Source organism: Muricomes intestini (genome assembly GCF_004346165.1).
GTDB classification, from domain to species: domain Bacteria; phylum Bacillota; class Clostridia; order Lachnospirales; family Lachnospiraceae; genus Muricomes; species Muricomes intestini.
Map to the genome: position 1 here is coordinate 45,006 of NZ_SLZZ01000004.1, position 24,002 is coordinate 69,007.

Genomic DNA, 24,002 nt, shown 5'->3' on the forward strand with positions numbered 1-24,002 from the left:
AAGGAGGAATTGTCTGATGGAAGAAAAATTATTTGGTTATCCCCAGTTTGATGACCAGGGAGAAATGATTTTATCAACTTATAATAATGAATATAAAGCAATGTTGATGGATGTCCGCGTCTATCGATTAAAGGCCGGAGAAAAGCGGGTGTTTAAAAAGAACGATGAAGAGATGGCCCTTCTTTTGCTAAAGGGTAAGCTTCTTTACCGCTTTGACGGTAAAGAAGAGGCGGGAGAAAGAAAAGATGTCTTTACCGACGGCCCCTATTGTGTCCATGTCAGCAAAAATACTGAGGTAGAGGTAGAGGCACTGGCCGAGACAGAGCTCCTTGTTCAGTGTACGAAAAATGACAGGAGCTTTGAGTCAAAGTTTTACGTACCGGGGGATGCGCCCTGGAAATATTCCGCTGTCGGTAAGTTCGGCAATGTAGCCAAACGCCGTGTCAACACAATTTTTGATATTGATATTGCTCCCTACTCCAATATGGTTCTGGGCGAGGTTCTTAACGACAGGGGCAACTGGTCCGGTTATCTGCCTCACCGCCATCCTCAGCCGGAACTCTATTACTTCATGTTTGACCGGCCGGAAGGTTTTGGCGCCAGTTTTATCGGCGATGAAGTTTTTAAGAGTGTAGATAAAAGCTTTTCCGCTATTCCCGGTGGAAAGCTGCATCCCCAGGCAGCAGCACCCGGCTATCAGATGTACACCTGCTGGATGATCCGCCACCTGGAAGGCAATCCATGGCATCAGAGCGACCGCAATGAAGACGAGGCTTACTTGTGGCTCCACGACGCGGACTTCTGAAATATATGAATTTAAAAACCTCCTTTTCTCACACTGCAGGTATACAGTAGAAAAAAGGAGGTTTGAAACACTATTTTTCCATATTAATCATAACCTTCATCGCCTTATCTTTTTCCTGGTCAATTGTGTCATATCCCTTTTTGAATTCCCTGAATCCGAACCGGTGGGTAATCAGGGTTTCAAATTCAATTTTGCCGGCAGCTACAAGGTCAATGGCTTTTATGTAATCTTCTTCACGATACATAGCGCTTCCGAGAAGTGAAAGCTCATGATCTTGTACAGCTGCCATATCGACAGTGGCGAGATCGCCAAATACGCCTACAACAATAATATGGCTTCCTTTTCTAGCATACTCGATAGCCTGCTTCATAGTAGGATTGATACCAATACATTCAAAAATTACATCAGCCCGATCCTTTCCACAAGCCTCAACAATTGCATCCAGTAAATTTCTCTCATTAGGATTCACTGTAGTAATACCACATTTCTGCGCTGTTGCAAGGCGGTAAGCACTTAATTCGGACAACAGGACAACCTCTGCTCCCAATGCTTTTGCTGTCTGGGCTACCAGATTACCGATGGGTCCGCCTCCAAGAACAACAGCCTTTTTACCGTGCATATCTCCTGAATAACGCCGCACTGCGTGTACGGCTACAGCTAAAGGCTCGATCATTGCACCGTGATCCCAGGACATATCTTTTGGGAGAACAAGTGCCTTTTTGGCATCTACAACAAAATATTCACTGGCCATACCAATTGTCTGGAATCCCATGACTTTTAAGGTTTCACAATCGTTATACATACCGTGAGTACAGGGATAACATTTTCCACATACAACCTGGGGCTGTATGGTTACTTTATCTCCGACTCTGCAGTTTGTAACTTTATTTCCAACCTCCGCTACTTCAGCGGACACTTCATGTCCCTGGACAACCGGATAATTGGTATAGGGATGCTTTCCATGATTGACATGTATGTCAGAACCACAGATGCCGATACGCTTCATTTTAACCTTGATTTGCTCCGGCTGAACTTCAGGTATATCAACGTCCTGATATACAATATTTCCCGGTGCGGTCATAATTGCTTGTATCATCTTGTTCATTGTTCATCTCTCCTTTTAGAATTTGATACTATATAGTAATGTAATATCATTATATTACCACGGAGGCAAAGGATTTACAAGCGCAAAGTCATGCTTTTTCATGCAAGCATGAAACGCATAACCTTTTGACCCTTGATACCTACGGATTGCTACGCACTTTGTGCTCCCGCAATCCTAAAAACATTCGAAATCCGCTCTATTCGGGCTACTTTCTCATGTTTTATGGGTCCCAAGGTCATGCTTTTTCATGCAGGCGTGAAACGCATGACCTTTTGACCCTGGTATCATAATATAAAAGCTATTGATTTTTTACGATATTATGTTATTATATAATTACATAAGGATATTTATACAAAGCACGCATTAAGTTCTTGCGGCGAAAAAGCCTCTATGTTACAATGTTCATAAATAACTATAATAAAAATAGCAGGAGGACATTGTAATGTTAGATAAAGTAGAAAAAATTAATAAATCGGTTCCTATTCCCTTGTATTTTCAACTGAAAGAACTTATTTTAGCAGAAATTAAAGAGGGCAATTACAAAAGCGGAGACATGATTCCGACGGAAAAGGATATCAGTGATACATTTCAGATTAGCCGGACTACAGTGAGGCAGGCCATTACTGAATTGGTGCAGGAAGGATGGTTGTATCGGGTAAAAAGCAAGGGGACTTTTGTATCTCAGCCTAAGATTACTCAAGAGTATATCCGCAAGATTGAAAGCTTTAATGATCAGATGTATCGTATGGGAGTGGAACCTAGCACAGAAGTGCTGGAGCTTAAGACTATGAAAGGAATGGAAGCAGGAGATTTGGTGGTCAAGGCGCTGGAGATTGCAGAAAATGACTCTGTCATTTTCCTATACAGGAAGAGAATGGCGGATGGAGAGCCTATTGTAACGACCAAAACCTACCTCCCTTTTTCGGAATGCGAATTTTTGCTGACCCACGACCTGAATACAGAGCAGCTATACAGTATCCTTTCTCAGAAAGAGGAAACGAGGATATTCAGGATTGAGAGAACAGTGGAGGCGATTGAGGCAAAAGCAGAGGATGTAAAGCTTTTGCAGATGAAGAGGGGAAAACCAATACAGTATTTTATTTCCACCGGCTATAATGCGTACGGCAAGCCTATTGAATATACCTTATCCAGATACCGCGGGGACAGGAACAAATTTGAAGTAACTGTGTTCCCGGAGAATAAAAGTTAAGTCAAAGACCTCGCAGCAAGCTACGAGGCATCAAATTTGCGGCGCAGCGAGCTGCGAGGTCTTTGACCCTCGCGGCAGTCGCCAAGGTCAAGTGAGCTTGACTTTGGCTCGTTGCCCGCGGGAATAGAGGAGGAGCAGAGCAGGATGGCGAAATATATCTTGGCACATGATCTTGGCACTTCGGGCAATAAAGCTACATTATTTTCAGAGGATGGCCGCTTAATAAAAAGTGAAGTATTTCCCTATGATACTCATTATTTTAACGATACATGGGTAGAACAGAATGGGGATGACTGGTGGAATGCCGTTTGCAGGACAAGTATGAATCTGATTACATCGACAGGTATTAACACAAAGGAAATCGGTGCAGTCAGTTTCAGCGGTCAGATGATGGGGTGTCTGTGTGTAGATAGAGATAGAAAGCCACTCAGGCCATCCATCATATGGGCGGATCAGAGAGCGCAGAAGCAGAGTGCTCAGATTGAAGCCCATATGAGCCAGCAGGAGTTTTACCACATTGTAGGGCATCGCAATACCGCCTCCTATGGTATTCAAAAGCTAATGTGGATACGTGATAATGAACCTGATATTTATGAACAGACTTATAAGGTACTGAATGCAAAAGACTATATCGTACTGAAACTGACGGGGAAATTTTATACGGAGCCATCGGATGCGAACAGTATGGCATGTTTCGATTTAAACACCTTTCAATGGTCTGAAAAGATACTGAAATATGCAGATATCAATCCGGATAAATTGCCGGAGATAAAGCCCTCCACATTTATTGCCGGCGGTGTTACGGCTGAGGCTGCAGCAGAAACCGGACTCGCAGAAGGCACTCCGGTTGTAATGGGAGGCGGCGACGGTGTTGTTGCAAACATTGGATGCGGCTCCATTGCCCCAGGGAAGACTTACTGTTGTATGGGAACTTCGGCATGGATTACGACAACTGCCGAAAAGCCGATTTTTGATGAGCAGATGCGGACGGTGACCTGGGCCCATGTGATTCCGGGATTGTACGCACCCAACGGAACCATGCAGTATGCAGGAGGTTCCTATAATTGGCTGAAAAACACAATCTGTACTATGGAATCTTATAGGGCAAAAGAGTCCGGAATATCGCCTTATATATATATGAATGAGTTGATTGAAAAAAGCCCGGCAGGTGCAAATGGAACTATTTTTCTTCCTTATCTTTTGGGAGAGCGTGCACCTCGCTGGAACCCTGATGCAAAAGGTGCATGGATTGGAATGAAACCGGAAACAACCCGGGGAGATATGCTGCGAAGTGTACTGGAGGGTGTGACCATGAACCTATCTATCTGCCTTGATATTCTACGTACGCAGTTAAGAATTGATGAGATCACAGTTGTAGGCGGAGGGGCAAAAGGCGAGATATGGCGTCAAATCATGGCAGATGTATATAATGCAAAAATACAGGTGCCTTCTCTTCTGGAGGAGGGAAGCTCCATGGGTGCAGCTGTTATAGGCGGAGTTGGAGCCGGCATTTTTAAGGATTTTACGGCAATCGACAGGTTCATTAATATTGAATCTGTACATACTCCAAAACCAGAAACAGTAAAGGCATATGAACCAGTCAAAAAAGCGTTTGATGCATATTATTTTGCATTGGAAAGTATTTACAAAAAAGTGGCAAGATGTGTCTGAACCCACGCACAGATCCTGTCAGTGTGTTCTGTTGGCCGCTTTTGCTACGTCAAACATCGTTGCCATATATGTACCTGCCTTCTCTAAGATGTTTCTATTATAACAGTTTGTCCGGACCTTATGCAATATACTTTGCGGTCAATTAGCATCCAGACATCCAGACAGGATGGGTTATAAATATAATCTCCGGAGGCAGAGTACACAAGATGCTTCACAGAATTTATATATTCACAGATTTCCCCATTTGTAGCATACCAGACGTCTTTTTTTTCAGAGGCGGTTTTCAGAAATTTTTCGATATCATTCCACTGTTGATATGCATCAAATTCATAAGAATGCCCCCAAACATAGAATAGTAAGGGTGAATGGGGGAAAGTGTCATCCGCTGGTTTAATAAATTCCTCTAATAAATCAAAGAGACAGCCTTCTGTGTGATGACAGGTGGGGTGCCATTCCAGAAAATCCGAAGGCAAATTAAAGCGATGGGTACTGCAGGTCGTTCGGGAATAAGTGATTCCGCAGCTTTTGGCAGCATCTTTTACATTCTGATTGTAGGTGCCAAATGGATAGGCCATGCCTGTAACCGGAGTGTATATAAGCTCCTCTAATTCTTTTCTGCACTCTGCAATCTCATAAGCAGCCATATTTTGAGGGACTCTGGCAAGATCAGGATGAGTCATGGAGTGTACAGCAATTTCCTGTGAAGCATAAATCCTGCAAATTTCCTCTTTTTTAAACTTGTAGTGACTTACATCAATTCCGGGCTGAACCAGATGATCCCTGTCCCCCATAAGCCCTGGGTTCAGGTTAAAAGTTCCCTTTATCTGATATCGCTTCATAAGTGTAATCAGGCGTTCATCCTGTGTAATACCGTCATCATAACTTAAAGTCAGGGCTTTTTTTCTCCCCTTGGGGAATAGAAGCGTGTCTTGTCGCAATCTTAACATAATTTGTCCTTTCACAGATACAGGGAATCCAGCCCTATACGCAAACTTCCCTGCAGCGTCATAGGAGCCGTTTCCCTGGTTTTTATTTTGCTCCCTTAATCAGGAGCGTGTTAAGTTTGAAACTATTTTAATAGACATCGTTTCATTCGTCAATACTCAATACATCAAATTTGTAATAAAATCCAAGTATAATTTGACTTTCAACATCAATGCATGCATTTTAACGGCACTTATTTATTTACAATAAACCGGCATTCTTTTCCGCTTAGGACATCAATGAGATTTTTAATGGCAGCGTGAGCCATATTATCGGTGGCTTCTTTCGTATGAGCGCCCGTATGGGGAGTTACAACCACATTGTCTAGCTCAAATAATTTAGAATCGGTGGGTGGCTCTATTTCAAAGGCATCCAGCCCCAAACCTCCCAGCCGGGCCTCCTTCAATGCATGCCATGCGGCATCTTCGTCAATGATTCCTCCCCTGGATGTGTTGATAAGTATGGCAGTTGGTTTCATCCGGGTAATGACATCTTTGTCTATAAGGTGCCTGGTGGAATCTGTAAGGGGGAGGTGAAGACTGATGACATCGGCCGCTTCTATGACTTCATCAAAAATACGGATCCCAATATTATGGTTGGAACAATAGCCCTCATCTATGTAGGGGTCATACGCTATAATGGTCATTCCCAGTCCCGCGGCGCACCTGGCAACTACCTTTCCTATAGCTCCCAGCCCCATAATCCCCAGAGTCTTTCCTTTTAATTCTATACCTGTGGAACGGATCCATTTTCCACTACGTGTTTCTCTATCCAGATATGTAATGTTCCTGGCCAGAGCGAGCATAAGGGAGAGGGCCAGTTCTCCCACGGCTTCTGCATTTACACCGGGGGTGTTGGTTACCGGAATGCCGTTTGTCCTGGCAGCGGCAATGTCTACCCGGTCATAGCCTGCACCATAGCGGGATATGACTTTAAGGTTTGGGCAGGAGCGGATGACTTTTTCTGTGACATAATCCAGGCCGGCTACATAGCCGTCACAGTCTTTCAACAATGGAATTAATTCGTCCTCTGACAGAGGGCGTCCCAATTTATTGAATATAAGATTGTCTGAAAATTCCTGCAGGGTTTTCAGCACCTCCCCGCCCTTGTCCGGCTGCAGGGAGGTTGGCGTTACTAATATTTTCATAAGAATAAATACCTCCTGATATCTCAATATGCAGTGTTTTAGTGAGCCAAAGCAACCGCCTCGGCAGTCAGACGGGTGATTTCATCAAAATTTCCTTCTCGGATAAAACTGTCTTTTACCATCCAGCTCCCGCCGCAGGCAATGACCTTATCAAAAGCAAGAAAGTCCAGGATGTTGGAGGCGTTGATGCCGCCTGTAGGCATGAATTTTATAGTTGGAAAAGGGGCGGCGAGAGCTTTGATTGTGCTTAGCCCGCCGTATTGTCCGGCCGGGAAAAATTTTACAACAGGAAGTCCATACTCCATCGCAATCATTACCTCAGAAGGAGTACAGATGCCTGGGAAGACCGGCAGGTGATTATCCAGAGCGAATTCTATTACCGGACGGCTGATGCCCGGGGACACCAGAAAGGCAGCGCCTGCATCCACTGCACGTTTGGCCTGTTCTGCATTCACTACTGTACCCGCGCCTACCGTCATTTCAGGGAATTCTTTTTTCATAGTTTTGATAGATTCTTCTGCCGCATCTGTTCGAAAGGTAATTTCAGCTACAGGAAGCCCACCTGAACATAAAGCTTCTCCAAGTGGCTGAGCTTGGTCTGCGTAATCTAATTTGACGACAGGTACAATCTTTTTTTCTGCAATTTGTGCTAATAAATTTGTCTCACTCATAATTTGTTCACTCCTTATGAAGGCTATAAATGTCGTTATTGTGTCAATATACGTGCCGGATTTTCTACGGATAGCATATGGATAATATCTTCGGAAATTCCGGAAGATTTCAGGGAAGCATTAAATTTGGTTAATATGTAGTTCAGTCCGATTGCGTCAGGATTGTAGGACATAAGCCTGTCACTGGTGGTATCCAGAGAATATAAGAGCTGTGTCGCATATCCTATGTCCACAAGGGATTGTATAATCTGTATTTCGTGTTCATCGCTGTGGTACTTGAAGCGGCCGATGGTGTCAAATTCCAGATAGGAGCCTTTTTTTAAGATATCCTTATGGGTTCTGATATCTCTGCAGGCCCTGTCCATATGACAGAACATCAGATTTTCCGGCTGCATTCCAAGATTTAGAAGAAAGTCCTGGAGTAAAATGGGGTTGGTGTCCTGCTCCACATGAATCATAATAATTCGTTCGGTTCTAAGGGAAGCAGAAGCGGCAGCCCGAAATAGTTTCTTATACCGGGGGCTCAATTCCTCTGTATCATAGGCGGTTTTAATAATCCCGGCCTTTACGCTGGACTGTACCGAAGGATATGTACAGTCAGCATCTGTATACATTCCTGTGGTAAGCTCCCGGACAAAAACTTTTTCCAGCTCAGCTTCGGAGATGGAATGTATCCAGTGGCTGTCAGGGTAGAAACATAATTTGTGAAATCCGGTGGAAGCAATAATATGTACGCCAGATTTTACTGAGAGCTTTCGGAGCTCTTCAGCCATACGGTTACATCCGCATGGCTGGGCATCGATGAAAGAATCTCCCCCGCAGGATTTGTAACGTCTTACTTCTTCCAGACTTTTTGCCATATCGTCGATACGAAGAGCAGGGTTTAAGTACCAGGACTTTCCCTTACTCATTGCAATATGCTCATGGCATTGACAAAAACCTAATTCTTCCGGTGCAATAGGGCCGGTCACTGTCACAATTTCTTTCATATGTCATACCCCCTATCTCCAATGGGGATTATCTACAATTGCGGGTCTGCCGTCCTTTTCAAGAATTAATTTGTGATAACCCTTTGTTTCAATTGTCCCATAGTCATGCCCGGAATCAGCGCCAAAAGTAAAGAACATAATCAGGGGCTCTCTGCCTGTATTTACAGACCTGTGGGCATAGCGTTTCGGTACATAAATAGCCTCACCCGGTCTTAGAGGCATCTCTAAAGTGTCACCCTCGGGATTTTCCATGACCATGTACCCTTCCCCTTTCAGTGTGTAATAGACCTCAGCGGTATCCAGAATGGTATGGAAATGGCCCTTGGTCATATAGTATTCCTCTCCAATGATTCCAGGATGAAGAATAGTGGTTCCGAAAGAAAGATGCCCGGCCTCTTCAGGGGCTCCAAGTTCATAAAACTCGTAAATAACAGGATCATCCTTTTCCAGAATACTATGAACAGCGGGTTTATCGCTGAACATGTCTTTCATTTGAGAAAGCTGTCGTTTGGTAACCTGAGCCGTTTCTGAAAAACCGGTATGTAAGTTAAAGTCTACTAAAAAGCTGGTATCCCAGTTGAAACTATTCATGAATTTGTCCTCCCTATAATTTTGCTATGTCACTCAATGCATCCAGTAAGTCTCTTCCGATATCAATATGAAAGACTTCGGCAATCACTTGTGTCCATCCGTGGATGAAGTAAATCCATCCGTCTTCGATGTAAAGGCGTTTTTCTTTGGCCTGAGCCTCTGCCTGACGCTTGAATAACAAATCCCCACGGTAATTTATTTCCCACACAAGGCTGTCTTCTGGAAAAACACAGTTATCAGTAAGAGGGGATCCGGGACCATCCTTTCCCAGTCCGGTAGCATTGACAATCAGTGAATGGGGCTTTAAAGAAGCTAACGTCCTGTCATTATCTCCCGGTGTGGGATTATGAATATATTCGAAATGAATATTCGGGTGGATCCCATCCAGAATCGCTTTTGCGGATTCCAGCCGGGGAACACTTCTGTTGGCAATGATAATCTTTTTCGGAACATTGTCACCAAATTTTTTCTGAGCAAAATATACACACATTGCAAGGGAACTTCCCCCGGCCCCCAGAAGCAGCACATCCCCGTCATAATTTGTCCAGTAATTCTGAGGTACGAAATGTTCAAGGGCAAGTCCGCTGGAAATAGGGTCTTTGGCATGGGCGCATAATTTGCCGCCGCTCTTTGATATAGAGGACACTTCTCCGAGCTTCTCTGCATAAGGGTCTATATATTCAAATAAGTCCTTACAGGTGTTGAATAAATCAATTTTGTGTGTAGTGACGAGAGCACCCATAGAAAAAGGATCGTTTTTTATAAACATGACTGCTTCCCGGTACTCCTTGGCAGAGGAATGGGGAGTAAAGTCAATCCCTCTAATAACTGCATTCCTTAATTTGAGCTTTTCTGCCCACCCTGGAAAAATTTTCATGATGGAGGACTGCCCTGTTGTCACTCCTATGAAATACATAGTCGGTGTAGTGGCCGGCTCATAAACATTGGACATTGGTAAACCTTCCTTTCATAATTTGATGTTGGGGTCAAAAGGTCATGCTTTTCTATGCAAGCATGAAACGCATGGCCTTTTGACCTGGTATCATAATTTGTTATAGTAATACAAACACAATTATAATGTTATTACATAGCAACATTATAATGAAACATTGGAGTGCTGTCAATATATAAATACTGCATTGACAAAAAAGATATTATGTTATAACATAGGAACAAATAAACGTGAAAGAAATTAATTTTTCAGAAAAGGAGATAAGAAAATGAGTACATTGGAAGAATTATTTTCACTGGAAGGAAAAACAGTTATTGTTACGGGTGGAGCCCAGGGAATCGGGAAAGTTGTTGCAACGAGAATGGCAGAAGTCGGAGCAGACATCGCGATTTTCGATTTGCAGGAGGACAAGGCCCGGGAGACTGCAGAAGAGATTCACAAAACTACGGGAAAGAAAACGGCGGCATATAGCATTGATGTAACAGACTCGGCACAGGTAAAGAAAATGATTACCAGGGCAGACGAAGAAATGCAGGGACTTGACTTATTGTTTAATAATGCAGGCATTGTACTGCATAAATCAGCATATGATGTGACTCCTGAAGAATGGGCTAAAGTAATAAATGTGAATTTAAACGGTGAATACTATATGGCATCAGAATTTGCCAGGTATTTGAAAGGAAAGGGAAAGAAGGGGGCAATCTGCAACACGGCATCTATGTCCGGTCATATTGTTAACTGGCCCCAGGAGCAGGCTTCTTATAATGCGTCTAAGGCAGCTGTCATCCAAATGACGAAATCCCTTGCAGTAGAGTACTGCAAGGATGGAATACGTGTAAATTGCATCAGTCCGGGCTATATGTATACAGAACTTACCTGCCATGTGAATCCGGACTGGCAGGAGAGATGGATGGACCTTACACCATATGGGAGATACGGGAAGCCAGAGGAGCTGTGCGGAGCAGTTATTTATCTCCTGTCGGATTCGGCATCCTTTACATCGGGAACGGACATTGTTGTGGATGGATGTTTCACAGCAGTGTAATCCGTAGGTATTTTGCCTCCTGATACTTACGGATTGCTCCGCACTTTGTGCTCCCGCAATCCTAAAAACATTCGAAATCCGCCCTATTCGGGCCACTTTCTCATGTTTTATGGGTCCCAAGGTCATGCTTTTTTATGCAAGCATGAAACACATGACCTTTTGACTCTGGTATCATCATTATTATATGAGAAATACATATAAAAAAGTGTCTGTGTACTGTGATACATGGACGCTTTTCTTTATATATGAAAAACTGATATTTCGACATCTTTGGTTAAAATACACAATGAAGATAAAATATTGTTATTTTATTAACGTTATTTTGTACAAAAACCGAAAGAAAAGAGATAAAAATATATTGACAAAAACAAAGTAATGTTATAACATATGAACATAACATCAAAGAAGCAAGTCAAGAAAAAGAGGAGGAAGTGTTTTATGAAGAAAAAGTTATTGAGTATTCTATTGTGTACAGCAATGGTGGCAACACTGGCAGTCGGCTGTGGCGGAAGTGACAAGGACAGCAAGAGCGAAGACAGTACAGCTGCCTCCGGCGAGGACAAAGGCTCAGGCGATAAGCTGAAAGTCGGTATAGCCATGAAGACCCAGGATGGTCCTTACTTTGTTACACTAGCCAAGTCTGTTCAGGAAAAGTGTGCAGAAATAGGGCTGGTGGATAAGGCAAGTGACGTAGTAGTATTGAATGCTGATATGGATGTGGCAAAGCAGTCTGAAAACTTTGAAACGTTTATTTCTCAGAATTATGACCTGATTTTCTGTGACTGTATTGATCCGGATAACGTAATTGCTGATGAAAAGGCAGCATATGATGCAGGAATCCCGGTAATTAATATTGACTCGGGAGTAAATGACGGAAGCTATTGTGTAACAACGGTATACTCAGATAATGAGCAGAACGGGCGTTTGTGCGGGCAGTCCTTTGCAGAATCAATGGGTGACGAAGAGATTTATGGAATTATGTTATCTGGAGAGAAAGGAAATGTTGCAGGAAATCAGAGGCGCCAGGGGCTTATCTGCGGCATTTTGGAGAAACGATTGGGAATCACAGAGGACGAGGCGTGGAAACTGACCAAGGAAGCTGATGAACAGCTGCTGAACAAAGGCTCATATACCAATGAAGACGCAAAGTTTACAATTGCCGGACAAGGCTGGGGAAACTGGACCGTCAATGATATCCTGAATGATGCCAATGACCTTGTTGTTAAGACAAAAGACAAATTAAATACAATGTTTGGCGAAAACGATCAGATGTTGTTCGGAGGGATGCAGGCGGCCGATGATGCGGGACTGACAGGTATTCATTATGTGGCAGCAGCAGACGGCGCAAAAGAAGCTTATGACTATATTAATGGAACGACACCGTGTAAGTCGGGTGAATACTATTGTACAGGTGAAAACTCTCCGGTACAGGTGGCCATTACGGCAACCGACATTGCAAAAAAAATCCTGGTGGACGGCTCCGATCCGGACAGCTATGAGGAAGTGACGATGACAGAGGCTGTCTGTATAACAAAAGATAATGTAGATGAGCGTTATGACTATGGTTTCTAGAAGCTGCTATGAGGTCCTCCTTTCACGAGGAGGACTTTTTGCTTGAAAACTTGGAGGTGAGTGCATGGAAGGGCAGTACAGACTTGAAATGAAAAATATTACAAAGCATTTTGGCGGTGTAAAAGCTCTCACGGATGTTTCTCTGAAAGTTGAACCGGGTGAGATTCACGCACTGATTGGCGAAAACGGCGCGGGCAAATCTACTCTTATGAAAATATTGTCGGGTGCATATCAAAGGGATAGTGGGCAGATATTTATTGACGGCGGTGAAGTTAAAATTACAAATCCCAAAGAATCTAAAGATTTGGGCATTGCTGTTATATACCAGGAATTTATGCTTGCACCTGATTTGACGGTTGCAGAGAATATTTTTATTGATAAGCTTTCTGGGGGAAAAGGTATTATTAACTGGAAAAAGCTTCGGGCGGATGCGGGGGCGCAGCTTGAAAAGCTGGGGTTTGATGATATTAATCCAAATGCAAAATGTGGGAGCCTTAGTGTCGCTTACCAGCAGGTGGTTGAAATCTGCAAATGTCTTACAAGAGATGCAAAGATACTGGTATTCGATGAGCCCACAGCAGTTCTTACATTTTCGGAAATTGAGAAATTATTTGAAGTTATAAATAAGCTTAAGAAACGGAATGTCAGCGTTATATACATATCCCATCGTCTGGAAGAGATATTTAGATTAAGTCAGCATATTACAGTTCTTAAGGATGGTGCGTATGTAGATACGGTTGAAACAGGGGGCTTTGATAAGCAGCGGCTGGTAAATATGATGGTGGGCCGGGAGATGACGGATATGTTTCCGGAGCGCCATGCGAAAATTGGTGAGACTGTGCTGAAGGTAGAGGACCTATATGCAGGGAAAATGGTACAGGGTGTAAGCTTTGAAGTGAGAGCGGGGGAGGTTCTTGGTTTCAATGGTCTGGTTGGAGCCGGGAGAACTGAAACTATGAGAGCGGTTTTTGGCGCTGATAAAAAAGAGTCAGGGAAGGTATATTATTTTGGTAAGGAAGTCAATTGGAAAAGTCCCCAGTCTGCAATTAGGGAAAAGTTTGGACTGCTTCCTGAGGACAGGAAGAAACAAGGACTATTGTTAGAACAGAGTGTTCGTATGAACACGACTCTTGCCTGTCTGAGTAAGGTTACAAGACACGGCTGGATTCAACACAAGAAAGAAAAGAAATTTGTCAAAGAGGTTCTTGGAAGTATCCAGACTAAGTACGGAAGTACAGAGGACAATGCAAACAGCCTTTCCGGCGGCAATCAGCAAAAGCTTTCATTGGCAAAGTGGATTGCTGCGGACTGTAAGTGCGTTGTTTTTGATGAGCCTACCCGTGGCGTTGATGTGGGTGCAAAGACAGAAATCTATAAAGTGATTAATACTCTTGCGGAAAAAGGGATAGCGGTAATTATGATATCTTCAGAAATGCCCGAAATTATCGGTATGTGTGACCGGGTTGTAATTATGCGGAATGGAAAGGTATCAGGCGAAGTGGAAAAGAACGAGTTATCAGAAAACATAATGATTAAAATGGCAATGGGGGTTTAGCTATGAAGAAGAAAAAATTCAATGTAAAAGATTTTTTGATAGGCAATAATACATATGTCATTTTTCTGGTACTGTTTATTGTCTGCGCGCTGCTGTCTAGTACATTTTTGGAGCCGGTGAACCTAGTGAATATCTGTCTTCAGCAGTCAGGTCCCATTCTTGTTGCGTTGGGCATGCTGTTTGTTGTCTTAACCGGAGGGATCGATCTTTCTGTGGGTGCTGTTACTGCGTTGTCTTCCTGCTGTGCTTACGTATTAATGAGAGATTACGGGCAGGGGTTGGGGGCTGCATTTGTTGTAGCTGTCCTGATAGGGCTTGCCATGGGACTTCTGAACGGAATTCTTGTGGCCTATGGAAAAATGCAGGGTTTCGTAACTACGCTGGCCACTTTATCTATTGGTAATGGTGCAGCTTTGATTGTCTCCCAAGGAGCCCCGGTGCGGTGTTCGAATATTCCGTCTGTCGGTGCAATGGCCAGTAAGGATTACGGGTATCCAATTGTAATAGGATGTGTAATTATCATTGTGATTATGGCACTTATTCAGCAATATACATCCTATGGACGCATTGTCATTGCCTGTGGTTCTAACAGCACTGCAGTACAGCTGGCCGGTATTAATGTAAAAAGATATGTATGCTCCTGTTACATGGTCTCCGGGCTTCTTGCTTCGATTGCAGGTATGTTTATTGCATCCAGAACCCAGACGGCGGCATCGACCCTCGGAAAAGGAGGCGAACTGGATGCGATTGCAGCGTGCGTTATCGGTGGAGCCAGCCTTGCGGGCGGAAAAGGCAGTGTGATAAAAACAGTGATCGGCGCATTGACAATTGCACTGATCAGCAATATCATGAATCTTAAAGGTGTTCCGGCATACCCTCAGGAAATTGTAAAGGGATGTATTATTATAGCGGCTGTATTACTTCAAATTGCTACAGACAGGACGGAGAGTGCAGTATAAACAAATTGACATAGCATAGCAAAGCAAATAAATAGGAGGTGCTATACATGAAAACAGTAATTGTAAACAAGGAGGGGACGCTGTCTGTCAAGGAGATTCCAAAGCCGAAATATGGGCCGAAGCAGGCTTTGACGAAAACAATCGCAAACGGTATCTGTGGAACAGATGTTCATTTGATGAAAAAAGCATTCAAAGGAATCACAGAAGATATGTATCCGGTTATGCTTGGTCATGAAAATGTAGGAGAGGTTGTCGAAGTGGGCTCAGAAGTAAAAGGGCTGAAGGCAGGCGACAAAGTGTTACTCCCATTTTTGGATGCTGATCCGGAATATCTGGGTCCTTATGAATCGGCATGGGGGGCTTTGAGTGAATACTGTGTTGTCAATGATGCAGCTGCATTTGCAGAGGGTGAAGTTCCTGATCTTGCAAAAGCACAGTGTGTTATTCCTGATGACATTGACCCTGTTGATGCAGTTATGCTGATTACTTTTGGAGAAGTGCTGAGCAGTGTGAAATACTTCGGGATTCAAAAGGATAAGCCAGTTGTGATATATGGCTGTGGTCCCGTAGGGCTTACGTTTATCAAAATGTGTAAAATGGTAGGAGCCAGCCCTGTAATTGCGGTTGTAAGAAACGAAGCTAAAAGAAGAAATGCACTGGAGGGCGGCGCAGATATAGTGCTGAATAGCACTGAATGTGACATTACAAAAGAAATTCGCACCTTGTTCCCTAAGGGGGTTCCTTATGTAGTCGATGCGGTTGGCTCCGAAGAAGTTGTAAATGATGCAATGGGGCTTATCTGTGACCGGGGAGAAATCTGCTGCTATGGCGTGCCGAGAAAGGAAGAAATGCATATTGATTTCAGCAAGGCAGACTATAATTGGGTAATCAATTTCCAGCAATTCCCGCTCAAAGGTGAGGAAGCTATTGCCCATGACGAGGTGATACAGTGGATACGTGAAGGAAAAATTGACCTGAAAGATTACATATCCGATTATTTTATTTTTGATGATGTAATTGAAGCTTATGATAAAGCACTGAATAAGAAAGTGCTTAAAAAAGGAATTGTTGTGTACAAGTAATTTGGAGGTAATTGAATGCAAATACCAAAATTGTTAACATTACTGCCAGAAGAATATGCGGTTACGCCCGATGGTATGGAAATTGACCGTTATGGAAATCTTATTTTGGCTTGCCCGAATTTTGCAGATATGTCAAAGCCCAGCTGTATATGTATGATTGACAAAAACCTGAATGTGAGAAAGTGGTTTGATGTGCCCTTGAGCGAAAGGACCCATGAGGCAAGGGCGATGGGATTAGCCTTTGGGCCTGACTGGGACTTGTACATTGTGGATAATCAAGGGTGGAGCAAAGAGCCGGCTTTGTCCTGTCAGGGAAGAATTCTGCGGGTTCGAATGGACGGTGATATAATAGAAAAGGTCACAGTGGTCGCGGAGGGAATGGAGCATCCCAATGGGATTCGGATAAAAGGCAGCTACGTGTATGTGACACAGAGCACTATGGCCAGTGCGAAGACAAAAAGCGGAAACCTAGTGAGTGGAGTTTATAGGTTCCATTTGGATGATGAAAATATTCATATCAATAATACATTGGAAGACCCTAATCTTTTTATTTCTTTTGAGACTAAAAACCCTGCAGATCAATATGGAGTGGATGGAATTGTTTTTGATCAGGAAGGGAATTTATATGTGGGAAATTTTGGCGATGGGGAAGTGTTTAAAATCCAGTTTGATGAGAATGGAAATATACAGAGCAATGTACTATTTGCAAAGGATCCGGAAAAGCTGCGTTCCACAGATGGCATGACTGTTGACCAGAACGGTAATATATATGTGGCCGATTTTGTTGTGAATGCAATTGCAAAAATAGATAAGAAAGGAAATGTCACTAGAATTGCACAAAGCCCGGACAGTGATGGGCTGCAAGGTGAGCTAGATCAACCAGGAGAACCCTGCGTTTGGGAAGGTAAAATAGTGGTGTCGTGTTTTGACTGTGTGGTGGGCGGTGATAAATGGAATACCGAACATGAGCTTCCGGCAACTATGAGTGTGTTAGAGGTTCCGGGAGCAGAACTGTGATTTTCTCTTAGGAAAGAAAAAAGAGGTCTGGAAAGTCTCACAAGAGAGTTTCAGACTTCTTTTTTTATATGAAAATATACGCCCTTTAACAAAAATGAACAGCAAATTTCTATAAAACATAAAAGAAATTGGGCAAAATTTATTAAAATAAATTAAAATAAGTGGAAAAACAGTGAAAACATACAAAACCAGTCCAGATGCGAGTTGACTTTATGAATCGGTTGAATTATAATATAGTAAGCACATAAATACTTAGTAATGTAATTACATAATATCATAATGGACTAAAAAGTATTGTTGTGGATGAGCATTATAAACATGAAAAAGGAGGGTTTTAAGTATGAGAAGAAAAATCACGGCAGTTTTGGTGGCAGGGGCTATGGCTGTAAGTTTATTAACGGCATGTGCTACAGATCCGGCCAAGGAAGCTGCAGCAACCAAGGAGGGTACACCAGATAATGGCAATGCAGGAGATACCGATAAAGCCGCAGAGATTGCGGATTTCAAGATTGATGCATCTCAGATTCCTCAGGAGAAACTGGATACCACCTTATATGTGGCATGTTCTATCCGCGGGCTTGAAAATCCTTATATAGCAACAATTGCTGACGGGATGGATATGTTCTGCGAGTATCTGGACAGCATTGGGCAAAAGTATGAAAAGCAGGTTTTAGATTCAGGAGGCTCCAATGATGTAGAGATTGATAATATGAAGCAGTTTGCGGCAAAAGCGGGAGGCGATGCAATTGCCTATGCTGATCCAAATGAATCTGCTATAGCACCGTCATTAGCAGAGGCTATGGCTGATGCAGGCGGTTATCTTGGTACGGCATGGAATAAGCCGGATGATGTGAATCCTCAGGACTATGATCCGAACTGGGTAATACATACTTCTGCTGATAATGTGGCTAATGGGAAAGCTACTGCTGAGGCCTTATTTGAATCTATGGGCGGGAAAGGCAAGGTATTTGTAGTAGAAGGTATGCTGGGAAATACGGCATCTAACAGCCGTATAGAAGGTCTGAAGGATGCACTGAAGGAATATCCGGATATTGAAGTTGCACATCAGGACACTGGAAACTGGGCAACCAATGAAGCATTAACCTTGGTTGAAACATGGTTGAATGATACACCGGATGTAGGAGGTGTATGGTGCGCCAATGACAATATGGCAACAGGTGCCCTGCAGGCTCTTGATGCAAAAGGATTGAAAGGCAAGGTAGGCGTGACAGGCATTGATGCAAATACTGATATTGTGGAAGGTGTAAAAGATGGCAGCGTGATTGCTACAGTTTCATCCAATGGATATCTGCAGGGAGGATATACCCTGGCTGTTTGTTACGCAGTGTGGACAGGGCTTATTACAACAGATGAACTGCCGGATGATTACCGCACATTTTTAACACCTGCGATTCTTGTTACAAAAGACACGGTTGATGACTATGTGGCAGAATATGTTGATTCTGTACCGGAATATGATTTCTCGGACATCTGGTTCTGCAAGGCAGATAAATAATGCCGGAACAGTCATATACTGATGACAGGGAGAAGGGACCGGCCAAAATGTCGGTCCCTTGTGGTTCATCGGTACATAAAATATTGATTGGAGAAATGTTATGGAAGAAAAGAATCAAGCGGCGCTGGATATAAGGGAAGAGTTTGCCGCAAAGGTAAAGGCGGACAACCGGAAAGAAAAGCTTATGAAGTGGGCGCCTGTAGGAGTACTGGCGGCACTGATTCTGGTCTTTTGCATATTGAAGGGAAGGTCATTCTTAAGCTTGAGTAATCTGGTGTCTATATTAAATCAATGGTCTTTACCCCTTCTTGTGGCACTGGGTCTGACTTTTGTAATTATGATAGGGAGCATTGATTTGTCTATAGATGGCACGGTGGGAATGGTGGGGTCACTGACCGCCATCTTTGTGGCAAATTCAAAGAATACAGTAAATCTAGGTGTGCTAGGCTTCCTGTTGGCAATTTTATGCTCGGTTGTTGTAGGCTTTTTAATAGGTGTGATCCATGTTAAATTTAAAATTCCTTCCTTTATGGTTAGTTTCGCTTTTATGAATATCTGTATTGGAATTGGTATGCTGTCTTATAGCGGCAAGCCGGCAACAATCCGTGATCCCCTGATGATGGCAATTCCTAAGGCATCATTTTTGGGAGTGCCGGTGATCACCTGGATTGCAATAGCTGTTCTGGTATTGTGCTATTACATACAAGAATATACCCCTTTCGGGCGCCATGTGTATGCGGTGGGAACTGATGAGACGATACCTAAAGCCGTAGGCATTAATGTGAATAAAGTTAAGATTAAGGTGTTTACTCTGGCAGGCTTTTGTTATGGAGTGGCAGGTGTGATTGGTGCACTCAGGCTGGGACAGGGACAGATTGCAATTGGTACAGACCAGATGTTTCCCGCCCAGGCTGCTGTTGTAATCGGCGGAACTGCATTGACTGGCGGAAAGGGCGGCGTGATGAATACCGTTGTGGGAACCTTGATTATGACTGTATTGATTAATGGGCTGACAATGATGGGGGTTGATCCCAACATTAAGACAGGAATTCAGGGGGTTATTATTCTTGCGGCGGTTATTCTTACAATTAAACATGGTTCTGCGGTAATCAGTAAATAAAAGCATGGAGGGATAGAAATGTCAAAAAATATATTATTCAGTGCTAAAAATATTGTGAAGTCCTTTCATGGAACACAGGCACTAAAAGAGGTAGATCTGGACGTTTATGAGGGAGAAGTGGTCGGCCTGGTCGGTGAGAACGGTGCGGGAAAATCAACACTAATGAAAATTATTATTGGTGTACAGCCTCAGGGCTCAGGAGAAATGTATCTGAGGGGAAAGCCATTTCAGCCTCATGATCCTTTGGAAGCTAATGCGGAGGGGATTGGGATGGTATATCAGGAGCAATCTCTGATTACAACACTTTCCGTAGGGCAGAATCTCTTTTTTGGGCATGAAAAGGAATTTATGCAGATGGGAATTGTTAATTGGAAAAAAATGTACGCAGAGGCTGCCGCCGTATTGTCAGAGGTGGGCTGTGAAGATATTAACCCCAGGAAAAAGGTAATTGATTTAAATTTTGCCACCAGACAGATGGTAGAAATTGCAAAAGTTGTCAATGTTACAAAAGAGGCTTCTACAGATGGAAAATGTTTAATTTTGTTGGATGAACCCACTTCCGTATTAAATGAGACTGAAGTAAAGCGGCTTTTTCAAGAGATAAGGAAGCTGACTGCAAAAGGGCATTCAGTAATTTTTGTGTCGCATCGCCTGGACGAAGTTCTTGAGATTTCTGACCGCATATATGTCTATAAAGATGGAGAGAATGCAGGAAACATGAATGTGGCTGACGCTACGGAGGCCATATTATACGAGCGGATGGTAGGCCATGAAACCAATTCGGAGTACTATCATTTGGATAAGCAGGTTATACCCAAGGAAGAGGTGGTACTGGAAGCAAAGGATCTTGGGTGCAGGGGGAAATTTAAACACGTAAACTTTCAGCTGCATAAAGGGGAAATCCTTGGTTTCTGCGGTGTTGTGGGTTCCGGAAAAGAGGAAATCTGCTCTGTCTTCTGCGGTGATGAGAGTCCTGATTTTGGAGAATTGATAGTAAAGGGGAGGAAAACAAAGTATAGTGCACCTTATCAGGCGTTAAATGATGGGATTTTAATGATTCCTATGGAACGTATGGTTGAAGGAGTTATACGGGGGCTTTCTGTTGAGGATAATATCGCGCTTTCCAATGCAGGGAGGTTAAGTAAGAGAGGCATGATATCCAGAAAACGGGTATCGGAGCAAGCCGTGGAATGGATCCGCAGGCTCAGAATTAAAACCAGCGGCAAAGAAGAGCTGGTGATACAGCTTTCAGGAGGGAATCAGCAAAAAGTGGTTTTTGCGCGCGTACTGGCCTCGGAATCGGATGTTGTTATATTGAATCATCCCACCCGCGGTGTGGATGTGGGGGCAAAAGAGGAGATTTACGGATTGATCCGGGACATGGTCGCCGAAGGGAAATCAGTCATTCTTCTGGGCGATACCTTGGATGAGTGCATAGGAATGTCTAATCGTGTACTGATCATGCGGGATGGATTGGTTACAGGTGAATTGGATGCGGCTGTGGATGCCAAACCGTCACAGGTGAGTATCATCAGCATGATGGTATAAGAAGGAGATGAGGGCATGAATAAACTAAAAACAAATAAGGCATATTTTGCTACATATTTCAGTATGGCTGTTATCATATGTCTTGTGCTGATTTTTACTATTATGGAAAAAAGTTTTATTAATTCTTCAAACATCAACAATTTGTTGAGTGATACAGCGCCCCTAATGATTATGGCTGCCGGAATGACTCCTGTCATTTTAATTGGTTCCATCGACTTATCGGTTGGCGCTATGTGTTCTGTTTCAAATGTACTGGTAGTCAGCTTTATTATGAAATTTAAAGATACAATCTATGCAGACTGGTTTATTATGTTGGTGACGTTTGTAACCACACTTGTGTTTGCAGTGATTGCAGGCATTATACTCGGACTCATTCATGTTAAGCTGAAGGTTCCGTCGTTTATAGCTTCACTGGCATTTATGTCTATATGGAATTCGGCAGCATTGTTAATTAGCAATTCTCCGATATCAATACCTAAAAAGCTGTGGGGTACCATTGACTGGTATAAAATATCTATAGGTCCGCTGGGGTATCCGCTGGTTATTGCATTTCTTATTATAATCGGTTATTATGTGATTCTTACCAGGACGTCCCTGGGGAGAGGCATATATGCTATAGGCGCAAACGAACGTGCAGCCCGCATGTCTGGCATAGCTGTAGATCGAATTAAAATCACTGCCTTTGCGGTTAACGGCTTTTGTGCTGCTTTGGGAGCAATCTTTTTGATGGCAAAGGCTAAGAGCTGTGCCCCTACAGTTGGTGACTCGTTTACGCTGATGGTAATTTCAGCGGTAGTTCTGGGCGGTACGGCTCTGATCGGCGGTTCGGGAAATATTTTGAATACCATATTGGGGGTCTTTATTGTTTCGATAATTAAGAATGGGATGAATATAGTAAGTATTAATGTATACTGGCAAAAGGTTGTATTTGGAGTGGTCGTATTGATAGCTATAGCAATTAACACTGACCGATCATCCAGAAGCTTTATTGTCAAATAATTTTAAGCCTGGTTTGGAATGGATGTATGTAAATCCTATGCCAAACCAGGCCTTATATTTAAGAGAAACTGAAATTATATGATACCAGGGTCAAAAGGTCATGCGTTTCATGCTTGCATGAAAAAGCATGACTTTGGGACCCGTAAAACATGAGAAAGAAGCCCGAGTAGGGCGGATTTCGAATGTTTTTAGGATTGCGGGAGCACAAAGTGCGGAGCAATCCGTAGGTATCAGGGGGCAAAATACCTTTTGACCCCTACATCATTATATTGCTTTATAATATGTACCTAAACGATCTGCCATAACTATGCCGTCGTAAATCATCTGAGCTGATACCGGGAAGGGCTCAACATCCCAATAGGACTTCAGAGATTCTTCTGCCACACTCATAATCTCTTCCTTAGTAACGTCTTTGATCCCCAGATCTTCGAATGTGGCAGGAAGTTTAACTGCTTTATAGAAATCATAAATTTCCTCTATTTCTTCTTCCGCTCTTCCTTCAATTATTAGCTGAACCAGAATGCCAAATGCTACAACTTCTCCGTGGAGCAGCTTGGTGCAGGGCGGCAGTATGGTAATTCCTTCTGCAATAGAATGGGCTCCGGCACAGCTAGAGTTCTGCACACCCAGGCCGCTTAGCAGGGCGTTGGCTTCAATTACATCTTCCACGTCGATAGTACAAAGTCCATTTTCGGCAGCCAATTTGGCGCTGATTCCTTTTGTCAAGATTGTTTTATGGCATGCCTCTGCAATAGCTTTTACGGCAATGGTACTGCAGTACCCTTTCCATACATAGTTAGGAGAGTGGGATTCCAGATTTGCTCTCGTCTCTATGAAAGTGGCCAAGGCATCGCCCATACCGGCTACAAGAAAGCGAATAGGCGCCTTGCAGATAATGTCAGTATCCAGCAAAACTAAATCAGGATTTTTAACATAATGCCTGGCGCCCACATGTTCTCCAGAATCTGTATAAATTACCGAAAGCCCGATAACCGGTGCATCTGTAGAGGCCGTTGTTGGAATAATGACTGTAGCTGCCTTAAAGATATCGGCTACAGCTTTTGCGGTATCCATGGTTTTTCCTCCACCCATTCCTGCAACTACATTCGGTTGAAACTCCTTTACACTCTCAGCAATCTGCTCAATTTTATCAGCTGTAATTTCACCGCTAAACTCTAAGACCGTAACACCGCTTTCACCTTCACGGTACATGTCCTCAAACTTCACCTTATATTCTTCATAAAAAAAGTAATCTACCAGGATGAGTACCCTTTTTCCGTAAGCGTCAGTGTACTCTTTCAAGTGATTCAGCTCATACCTTCCTTGTATGTACCTGCTGGGTGAACCAAAAGCTCTGGTTGTGTGTTCAATCATAGACATAACTTCTCTTCCTCCTGACAATAATTTTTTATTCTTTTAAGATAAAAATACCACAAATCAATATGTAAGTCAATAATAATGTAA

Annotated in this window: 21 protein-coding genes; 13 read left to right on the forward strand and 8 right to left on the reverse strand. The window is 43.1% G+C overall.

The window, feature by feature from the left end:
• Positions 1–16 precede the first annotated feature (16 nt).
• Positions 17–805, forward strand: a complete 789-nt coding sequence (locus tag EDD59_RS04205; RefSeq protein WP_132379218.1) for a 5-deoxy-glucuronate isomerase — start codon at positions 17–19, stop codon at positions 803–805.
• 70 nt (positions 806–875) lie between these two features.
• On the opposite strand, the gene EDD59_RS04210 is transcribed toward EDD59_RS04205, so the two are convergent.
• Positions 876–1,901 (reverse strand): zinc-dependent alcohol dehydrogenase, encoded by a 1,026-nt coding sequence (locus EDD59_RS04210; protein ID WP_132379450.1) that lies wholly within the window; start codon positions 1,899–1,901, stop codon positions 876–878.
• A 451-nt stretch (positions 1,902–2,352) separates the two neighbouring features.
• Here EDD59_RS04210 and EDD59_RS04215 point away from each other — a divergent pair, with 451 nt between their 5' ends.
• Positions 2,353–3,120 (forward strand): GntR family transcriptional regulator, encoded by a 768-nt coding sequence (locus EDD59_RS04215; protein ID WP_132379220.1) that lies wholly within the window; start codon positions 2,353–2,355, stop codon positions 3,118–3,120.
• A gap of 144 nt (positions 3,121–3,264) precedes the next feature.
• Positions 3,265–4,791, forward strand: a complete 1,527-nt coding sequence (xylB, locus tag EDD59_RS04220) for a xylulokinase (protein WP_132379222.1) — start codon at positions 3,265–3,267, stop codon at positions 4,789–4,791.
• 83 nt (positions 4,792–4,874) lie between these two features.
• Here the strand turns inward: xylB and EDD59_RS04225 are convergent, their stop codons facing one another.
• From EDD59_RS04225 to EDD59_RS04250, 6 genes are all read right to left on the reverse strand, one after another.
• The gene (locus tag EDD59_RS04225) at positions 4,875–5,738 is read right to left on the reverse strand and encodes a polysaccharide deacetylase family protein (protein ID WP_132379224.1); all 864 of its coding nucleotides are present in this window, start codon (positions 5,736–5,738) and stop codon (positions 4,875–4,877) included.
• Between the two features lie 230 nt (positions 5,739–5,968).
• A complete protein-coding gene (locus tag EDD59_RS04230) occupies positions 5,969–6,922 on the reverse strand; it encodes a phosphoglycerate dehydrogenase (RefSeq protein WP_132379226.1) in 954 nt (317 codons plus the stop codon).
• Between the two features lie 38 nt (positions 6,923–6,960).
• Positions 6,961–7,593, reverse strand: a complete 633-nt coding sequence (eda, locus tag EDD59_RS04235) for a bifunctional 4-hydroxy-2-oxoglutarate aldolase/2-dehydro-3-deoxy-phosphogluconate aldolase (protein WP_132379228.1) — start codon at positions 7,591–7,593, stop codon at positions 6,961–6,963.
• 35 nt (positions 7,594–7,628) lie between these two features.
• The gene (locus EDD59_RS04240) at positions 7,629–8,582 is read right to left on the reverse strand and encodes a phosphotriesterase family protein (protein WP_132379230.1); all 954 of its coding nucleotides are present in this window, start codon (positions 8,580–8,582) and stop codon (positions 7,629–7,631) included.
• 12 nt (positions 8,583–8,594) lie between these two features.
• The gene (locus EDD59_RS04245; protein WP_132379232.1) at positions 8,595–9,173 is read right to left on the reverse strand and encodes a glucose-6-phosphate isomerase family protein; all 579 of its coding nucleotides are present in this window, start codon (positions 9,171–9,173) and stop codon (positions 8,595–8,597) included.
• A 13-nt stretch (positions 9,174–9,186) separates the two neighbouring features.
• Complete coding sequence (locus tag EDD59_RS04250; RefSeq protein ID WP_132379234.1) at positions 9,187–10,125, reverse strand: shikimate dehydrogenase family protein; 939 nt, start codon at positions 10,123–10,125, stop codon at positions 9,187–9,189.
• A 268-nt stretch (positions 10,126–10,393) separates the two neighbouring features.
• Between EDD59_RS04250 and EDD59_RS04255 the strand changes: the two genes are divergently transcribed.
• The 10 genes from EDD59_RS04255 (at position 10,394) to EDD59_RS04300 (ending at position 22,538) form a co-directional block, all read left to right on the forward strand.
• Positions 10,394–11,170 (forward strand): glucose 1-dehydrogenase, encoded by a 777-nt coding sequence (locus tag EDD59_RS04255; protein WP_132379236.1) that lies wholly within the window; start codon positions 10,394–10,396, stop codon positions 11,168–11,170.
• Positions 11,171–11,608: 438 nt separating this feature from the next.
• The gene (locus EDD59_RS04260) at positions 11,609–12,742 is read left to right on the forward strand and encodes a substrate-binding domain-containing protein (protein WP_132379238.1); all 1,134 of its coding nucleotides are present in this window, start codon (positions 11,609–11,611) and stop codon (positions 12,740–12,742) included.
• Between the two features lie 64 nt (positions 12,743–12,806).
• Positions 12,807–14,297, forward strand: coding sequence for a sugar ABC transporter ATP-binding protein (locus tag EDD59_RS04265; protein ID WP_132379240.1), 1,491 nt, complete (start codon positions 12,807–12,809; stop codon positions 14,295–14,297).
• Between the two features lie 2 nt (positions 14,298–14,299).
• On the forward strand, positions 14,300–15,256 hold the full coding sequence (locus EDD59_RS04270; protein WP_132379242.1) for an ABC transporter permease: 957 nt from the start codon (positions 14,300–14,302) through the stop codon (positions 15,254–15,256).
• 47 nt (positions 15,257–15,303) lie between these two features.
• Positions 15,304–16,338 carry a zinc-dependent alcohol dehydrogenase gene (locus EDD59_RS04275; protein ID WP_132379244.1) on the forward strand — a complete coding sequence of 345 codons (1,035 nt, stop codon included), beginning with the start codon at positions 15,304–15,306 and terminating at the stop codon, positions 16,336–16,338.
• Between the two features lie 15 nt (positions 16,339–16,353).
• Positions 16,354–17,355, forward strand: a complete 1,002-nt coding sequence (locus EDD59_RS04280; protein ID WP_132379246.1) for an SMP-30/gluconolactonase/LRE family protein — start codon at positions 16,354–16,356, stop codon at positions 17,353–17,355.
• A 340-nt stretch (positions 17,356–17,695) separates the two neighbouring features.
• Positions 17,696–18,871: a sugar ABC transporter substrate-binding protein gene (locus tag EDD59_RS04285; protein ID WP_132379248.1), complete on the forward strand. Its 1,176-nt coding sequence runs from the start codon at positions 17,696–17,698 to the stop codon at positions 18,869–18,871.
• Between the two features lie 100 nt (positions 18,872–18,971).
• A complete protein-coding gene (locus EDD59_RS04290; protein ID WP_132379250.1) occupies positions 18,972–19,991 on the forward strand; it encodes an ABC transporter permease in 1,020 nt (339 codons plus the stop codon).
• An 18-nt stretch (positions 19,992–20,009) separates the two neighbouring features.
• Positions 20,010–21,539 carry a sugar ABC transporter ATP-binding protein gene (locus EDD59_RS04295; protein WP_132379252.1) on the forward strand — a complete coding sequence of 510 codons (1,530 nt, stop codon included), beginning with the start codon at positions 20,010–20,012 and terminating at the stop codon, positions 21,537–21,539.
• A gap of 15 nt (positions 21,540–21,554) precedes the next feature.
• Entirely contained in the window at positions 21,555–22,538 is a 984-nt protein-coding gene (locus EDD59_RS04300) for an ABC transporter permease (RefSeq protein WP_132379254.1), read from the forward strand.
• Between the two features lie 264 nt (positions 22,539–22,802).
• On the opposite strand, the gene EDD59_RS04305 is transcribed toward EDD59_RS04300, so the two are convergent.
• Positions 22,803–23,918, reverse strand: a complete 1,116-nt coding sequence (locus tag EDD59_RS04305; protein WP_132379256.1) for a glycerol dehydrogenase — start codon at positions 23,916–23,918, stop codon at positions 22,803–22,805.
• Between the last annotated feature and the right edge of the window lie 84 nt (positions 23,919–24,002).

Bases quoted from the DNA above. Each gene is read 5' to 3' on its own strand.
- EDD59_RS04205 (WP_132379218.1), top strand. From the start codon at position 17: ATGGAAGAAAAATTATTTGGTTATCCCCAGTTTGATGACCAGGGAGAA.
- EDD59_RS04210 (WP_132379450.1), bottom strand. From the start codon at position 1,901: ATGATACAAGCAATTATGACCGCACCGGGAAATATTGTATATCAGGAC.
- EDD59_RS04215 (WP_132379220.1), top strand. From the start codon at position 2,353: ATGTTAGATAAAGTAGAAAAAATTAATAAATCGGTTCCTATTCCCTTG.
- xylB (WP_132379222.1), top strand. From the start codon at position 3,265: ATGGCGAAATATATCTTGGCACATGATCTTGGCACTTCGGGCAATAAA.
- EDD59_RS04225 (WP_132379224.1), bottom strand. From the start codon at position 5,738: ATGTTAAGATTGCGACAAGACACGCTTCTATTCCCCAAGGGGAGAAAA.
- EDD59_RS04230 (WP_132379226.1), bottom strand. From the start codon at position 6,922: ATGAAAATATTAGTAACGCCAACCTCCCTGCAGCCGGACAAGGGCGGG.
- eda (WP_132379228.1), bottom strand. From the start codon at position 7,593: ATGAGTGAGACAAATTTATTAGCACAAATTGCAGAAAAAAAGATTGTA.
- EDD59_RS04240 (WP_132379230.1), bottom strand. From the start codon at position 8,582: ATGAAAGAAATTGTGACAGTGACCGGCCCTATTGCACCGGAAGAATTA.
- EDD59_RS04245 (WP_132379232.1), bottom strand. From the start codon at position 9,173: ATGAATAGTTTCAACTGGGATACCAGCTTTTTAGTAGACTTTAACTTA.
- EDD59_RS04250 (WP_132379234.1), bottom strand. From the start codon at position 10,125: ATGTCCAATGTTTATGAGCCGGCCACTACACCGACTATGTATTTCATA.
- EDD59_RS04255 (WP_132379236.1), top strand. From the start codon at position 10,394: ATGAGTACATTGGAAGAATTATTTTCACTGGAAGGAAAAACAGTTATT.
- EDD59_RS04260 (WP_132379238.1), top strand. From the start codon at position 11,609: ATGAAGAAAAAGTTATTGAGTATTCTATTGTGTACAGCAATGGTGGCA.
- EDD59_RS04265 (WP_132379240.1), top strand. From the start codon at position 12,807: ATGGAAGGGCAGTACAGACTTGAAATGAAAAATATTACAAAGCATTTT.
- EDD59_RS04270 (WP_132379242.1), top strand. From the start codon at position 14,300: ATGAAGAAGAAAAAATTCAATGTAAAAGATTTTTTGATAGGCAATAAT.
- EDD59_RS04275 (WP_132379244.1), top strand. From the start codon at position 15,304: ATGAAAACAGTAATTGTAAACAAGGAGGGGACGCTGTCTGTCAAGGAG.
- EDD59_RS04280 (WP_132379246.1), top strand. From the start codon at position 16,354: ATGCAAATACCAAAATTGTTAACATTACTGCCAGAAGAATATGCGGTT.
- EDD59_RS04285 (WP_132379248.1), top strand. From the start codon at position 17,696: ATGAGAAGAAAAATCACGGCAGTTTTGGTGGCAGGGGCTATGGCTGTA.
- EDD59_RS04290 (WP_132379250.1), top strand. From the start codon at position 18,972: ATGGAAGAAAAGAATCAAGCGGCGCTGGATATAAGGGAAGAGTTTGCC.
- EDD59_RS04295 (WP_132379252.1), top strand. From the start codon at position 20,010: ATGTCAAAAAATATATTATTCAGTGCTAAAAATATTGTGAAGTCCTTT.
- EDD59_RS04300 (WP_132379254.1), top strand. From the start codon at position 21,555: ATGAATAAACTAAAAACAAATAAGGCATATTTTGCTACATATTTCAGT.
- EDD59_RS04305 (WP_132379256.1), bottom strand. From the start codon at position 23,918: ATGTCTATGATTGAACACACAACCAGAGCTTTTGGTTCACCCAGCAGG.